5 protein-coding genes and 1 pseudogene are annotated in these 4,302 nt (G+C 72.5%); 2 read left to right on the top strand and 4 right to left on the bottom strand.

The genetic code is table 11. The annotated features are described in order from the left end of the window. The coding region (locus G3I65_RS16035) for an NAD(P)/FAD-dependent oxidoreductase (protein ID WP_160696824.1) at nt 1-803 on the bottom strand (803 nt) is incomplete at its 3' end. Between the two features lie 82 nt (nt 804-885). Then, nucleotides 886-1,830, bottom strand: a complete 945-nt coding sequence (locus G3I65_RS16030; RefSeq protein WP_160696825.1) for an RNA polymerase sigma-70 factor — start codon at nt 1,828-1,830, stop codon at nt 886-888. A 42-nt stretch (nt 1,831-1,872) separates the two neighbouring features. Here G3I65_RS16030 and G3I65_RS16025 point away from each other — a divergent pair, with 42 nt between their 5' ends. Continuing rightward, on the top strand, nt 1,873-2,643 hold the full coding sequence (locus G3I65_RS16025) for an isocitrate lyase/phosphoenolpyruvate mutase family protein (RefSeq protein WP_160696823.1): 771 nt from the start codon (nt 1,873-1,875) through the stop codon (nt 2,641-2,643). On the opposite strand, the gene G3I65_RS16020 is transcribed toward G3I65_RS16025, so the two are convergent. Continuing rightward, on the bottom strand, nt 2,636-3,058 hold the full coding sequence (locus G3I65_RS16020; protein WP_160696822.1) for a RidA family protein: 423 nt from the start codon (nt 3,056-3,058) through the stop codon (nt 2,636-2,638). The two genes, G3I65_RS16025 and G3I65_RS16020, sit on opposite strands and share 8 nt — an antisense overlap. Before the next feature lie 90 nt (nt 3,059-3,148). Between G3I65_RS16020 and G3I65_RS16015 the strand changes: the two genes are divergently transcribed. Continuing rightward, nucleotides 3,149-3,658 carry a MarR family winged helix-turn-helix transcriptional regulator gene (locus tag G3I65_RS16015; protein WP_160696821.1) on the top strand — a complete coding sequence of 170 codons (510 nt, stop codon included), beginning with the start codon at nt 3,149-3,151 and terminating at the stop codon, nt 3,656-3,658. Between the two features lie 79 nt (nt 3,659-3,737). Here G3I65_RS16015 and G3I65_RS16010 read toward each other — a convergent pair. Continuing rightward, nucleotides 3,738-4,302, bottom strand: a pseudogene (locus tag G3I65_RS16010) (transcriptional regulator); the annotation flags it as partial.

Here is a 4,302-nt window from a genome sequence, read left to right as displayed (position 1 = left end):
TAGACGTCGGGGTGCGAAACCGACCGCAGGGTCTCGTCGACGACGATCTGTCCCGTCGCGGCGACCGTCAGCGTCGTGGCCGCGGCGATGGGGTGGACGGCGAAGCCTGCCGTCCAGGCGGTGACCCGGGCCGGGATTTCGCGGCCGTCCGCGGTGCTCGCGGCGGCCGGGCCGACGCCCGCGACGTCGGTGTGCTCGTGCACGGCGATGCCGAGCCGGTCGACGGCCGCGCGCAGGTGGCGCCGCGCCTTTTCGCTCAGCCAGGCACCGAGTTCGCCGCGGACGGCGAAGGAGACGGCGAGGTCCGGCCGGGCTTCGGCGATCTCGGTGACGGCTTCGATCCCGGTGAGGCCACCGCCGACGACGAGCACGGTCTCCCCCGCGGCGAGTCCCGCCAGCCGCGCCCGCAGCCGCAGCGCGGACTGCTTGCCCGCGAGGTGGTGGGCGTGCTCGGCGACGCCGGGCACGTCGCTGTCGGCGGCGGTGCTGCCGAGGGCGTAGACGAGCGTGTCGTAGGCGAGTTCGCCGTGCCCGTCGACGCTGACGGTCTTGCGCTCGGCGTCGACGGCGGTGACCTTGCCGACGCGCACCTGGACGCCGGTTCCCGCGAGGACCTCGGTCAGCGGGCGGGGCTTGAGGTCCTGGCCGCTCGCGAGCTGGTGCAGGCGGACGCGCTCGACGAACTCGGGATCGGCGTTGACGACGGTGATCTCGGTGCCCGCGGGGTGCAGCCGCTTGGCCAGGCGCCCGGCGGCGTTGGCGCCGGCGTACCCGGCCCCGAGGACGACGATGCGGTGCTTCATGGTTTCGCTCCTGTCCGGTCGGTGTTCGCTGCCTGAACCGGATGGCGGCGCGAAACCTGACAGGTGCGGGCTGTGACGTGAGTCACCAGTTGCCGGCGAGCGGCTCCCCCGGGGTGATTTCCGCCCACTGCCGCGTCGCGCGGCCGAGCTTGCCGGGGTTCGCCTGCGCGTGGACCGCCGCGATGCCGCCGTCGGTGACGTCCAGCGCGAAGACCCCGGCGATCCGGTCGCCGACGACCATGACCAGCGCGGGCACGCCGTTGGCGACCGCGGCGAACAGCTCGGGGCGGCCGCCGATCATCGCCCACTTGGCGTCGGTCGGCTTGAACAGCGTGCGCAGGAACCTCGCCACCCGCAGGGCGCCGGTGATCGGCTCGGGCACCGAGATGATCACGCCACCACCGTCGCCGATCGCGACCGCGTCGTCGGTCAGCAGCCGCACCAGCGAGTCGGTGTTGCCGCTGAGCGCCGCGGCGAGGAACTCCTCGACGACCTTGCGGGCCGCGGCCGCGTCGACCGCCGGCCGGCGCCGCCCGGTGGCCAGGTGCTGCTTGGCACGCCGGTAGACCTGCTGGCTGTTGGCCTCGGTGAGGTCGAGCACCTCGGCGATTTCGCCGTGGGAGTAACCGAACGCCTCGCGCAGCACGTACACGGCGCGCTCCTGCGGCGACAGCCGCTCCAGCAGCGTGAGCACCGCGATCGAGACGGACTCGCGCTGCTCGGCGGTCTCCGACGGGCCGAGCATCCGGTCCCCGGCGAAGACCGGCTCGGGCAGCCACTGGCCGACGTAGGTCTCGCGCCGCGCCCGCGCCGAGGTGAGCCGGTTCAGGCAGAGGTTGGTGAGCACCTTCGTCAGCCACGCCTCGGGCGTCTCGATGTGCTCCCGGCCGGCGGCCTGCCAGCGCAGGAACGTGTCCTGCACCGCGTCCTCGGCGTCGGCCGCGGACCCCAGCAGGCGGTACGCGATGGCCTCCAGCCGCGGCCGGGCCGCCTCGAACACCTCGACCTCGTGCGCACCCACCAGCATGGCGTCCATCCAACCACCGCGCGCCGCTCTAGATTGGACGGCATGAGCTCGACCGCCGAGAAGGCCACCCTCCTGCAAGAGCTGCACGCCGCGCCCGAGCTGCTGCTCGTAGTCAACGTCTGGGACGCGATCACCGCCAAGGTCGTCGCCGAGACGCCGGGCACGCGGGCCCTCGCGACCCCCAGCCACGGCATCGCCGCCTCGCGCGGCTACCCGGACGGCGAGAAGATCCCGCGCGAGGAGATGATCGCCGAGGTCGCCCTGATCGTGCGGACCGCGGGCGACCTGCCCGTGACGGCCGACCTCGAAGCGGGCTACGGCGACCCGGGCGGCACCATCGCCAGGGCCATCGAGGTGGGCGCGGTCGGCGCCAACCTCGAGGACCAGATGAAGCCGCTCGCCGAAGCCGTGAAGGCCGTCGAAGCCGCCGTCGCGGCCGCGGAGTCGGTCGGCGTCGACTTCGTGCTCAACGCCCGCACCGACGCCTTCCTCAAGACCGACCCGGAGACGGCGATGGCCGAGGCCCTCACCCGCGGCCGCGCCTACCTCGACGCGGGCGCGTCCAACTTCTTCGTGCCCGGCAAGCTGGACGAGGACCAGGTGGCGCGCCTCGTCGGCGAACTCGGCGAGCGCAAGGTCAACCTCATCGGCATCCCCGGCTCGATCCCCCTGGCCCGCGCGCAGGAACTCGGCGTGTCCCGGGTGTCCTACGGGCCGTGGAGCCAGAACGTGGCGCTCACCGCGCTGGCGAAGCTGGCCGAAGACGTCTACGCCGGTGGCGGGCTGCCCGCCGACACGCGCAAGCTCAACTGACGCGTGACCGGTCGACGACGGCCGTGACCTCGGCTTCGACCAGGATTTCCGGGTCGAACAGGATCTCGACGCCGATCAGCGCGGCCGGGGGCGTCGCCGTGATGTCGAGTTCCTTCATCGCCTGTTCGACGCCGGCGCGGAAGTCGTCGTACCGCTCGCGCCGCCAGCCCGCGGCGTACCAGGTGACGCGCACGACGTCGGCGAACGTGGCGCCGGCGGCGGCCAGCGATTTGGCGACATTGCGGTAGACCTGGACGACCTGCCCCGCGAGGTCGCCGGGCGCGACCAGCGCGCCGTTCTCGTCCCACGCGACCTGACCGGCGAGGTGGACCTGCGTCCCGCCGGTGGCGACGGCGACGTGGTGGTAGTCGGGGACCACCACGTGGCCGTCCGGGTTGATCAGCGAAACCGGCATCGTGCGCACTCCTATGAGTTCAAGGTTGAAGTGATTTCAGTCTGCCTTGACTTCAAGGGTGAAGTCAAGGCGAGGCGGTACAGTGACGCGATGCCCTCGATCACCAGCCCGGGTCCCAGCGGCGCCGCGGACGAGCCGCGGTGGCTCGACGCCGCGGAGAAGGAAGCCTGGACCGGCTTGATCTCCCTGGCCCTCCTGATGCCCGGCCGGCTCGAGGCGCCGCTGCAGCAGGCCGCGGGCGTGACGCTGTTCGAGTACATGACGCTCAGCCAGATCTCCGAGGCCCCGGACCGCCGGATCCGGATGAGCGAACTCGCCTACCTGACGAACGGCTCGCTCTCCCGGCTGTCCAATGTGGTCAAAAGGCTGGAGAACCGCGGCTGGGTCACCCGCTCCCCTGATCCGGCCGACGGGCGCTACACCCTGGCCGCGTTGACCTCGGCCGGGCACGAAGTGGTCGTCGCCGCCGCGCCGGTCCACGTGCGTTCGGTCCGTGAGCTGGTGCTCGACCCGCTTTCGAAGACTGACCGGCAGGCCTTGGCTCGTATCGCGGCGAAGCTCCGCACCCGCCCGGCCGACTACGGCACCGAGCCCGGCTGACCTGGACCCGGGTGGCGGCACCGGCTCGGACAGCTTCCACCCGCCGAAAGGCCTCGCACAAACGTGGGCTGGCGGTGGCTCAGCGGTCGGCGGTCGCCGCGGTCAGGAGCGTGAGTGCCGCATGAGAAGACGAGCCCGGTTCGGCCGTCACAACCACCAACGTCTGCTCAGGCGCGTGCGCGAGCGTGAGGCTCTGCTGGTGCACCGTTAAGTCGCCGACCAGCGGGTGGCGCATGGCGTACTCCGTCGCCGCGCAGGCAAGAACCCGATGGTCGGCCCACATCGCGGCGAAGCCGGTGCTGCCCGTGACGAGCTCGCCGATCAGGGTGCTCAACAGGCGGTCATCCGGGTGCTTGCCCGCGGTCAGGCGCAGGTTGCCGACCACCGCGCGGGCCTTCTCGGTCCACTGTGGATAGAGGTCGCGGGTGTGCGCGTCGAGGAAGACCAGGCGGGCCATGTTCGGGCGGTCGGCGGGGCGGCCGGGCGCGGTGAAGTCGAGGTGGCCGGCGAAGAACGCGTGCCCGGGGCGGTTCCACGCCAGCACGTCGGTCCGGCGGCCGAGCACGATCGCCGGTACGTCGCCCAGCCCGGCCAGCAACTGGGTGGTCGCCGCGCCGACGCGCTCGACCGGCGGGCGCTTCGCG

It is taken from the genome of Amycolatopsis sp. SID8362, from assembly GCF_010550475.1.
In the GTDB taxonomy this organism is placed as follows: Bacteria; Actinomycetota; Actinomycetes; order Mycobacteriales; family Pseudonocardiaceae; genus Amycolatopsis; species Amycolatopsis eburnea.
This window is presented reverse-complemented; position numbering and strand designations above follow the sequence as displayed.

What these genes read in the sequence shown, in the direction of transcription:
- G3I65_RS16030 (WP_160696825.1), bottom strand. Translation starts at nt 1,830, where the DNA reads ATGCTGGTGGGTGCGCACGAGGTCGAGGTGTTCGAGGCGGCCCGGCCG.
- G3I65_RS16025 (WP_160696823.1), top strand. Translation starts at nt 1,873, where the DNA reads ATGAGCTCGACCGCCGAGAAGGCCACCCTCCTGCAAGAGCTGCACGCC.
- G3I65_RS16020 (WP_160696822.1), bottom strand. Translation starts at nt 3,058, where the DNA reads ATGCCGGTTTCGCTGATCAACCCGGACGGCCACGTGGTGGTCCCCGAC.
- G3I65_RS16015 (WP_160696821.1), top strand. Translation starts at nt 3,149, where the DNA reads ATGCCCTCGATCACCAGCCCGGGTCCCAGCGGCGCCGCGGACGAGCCG.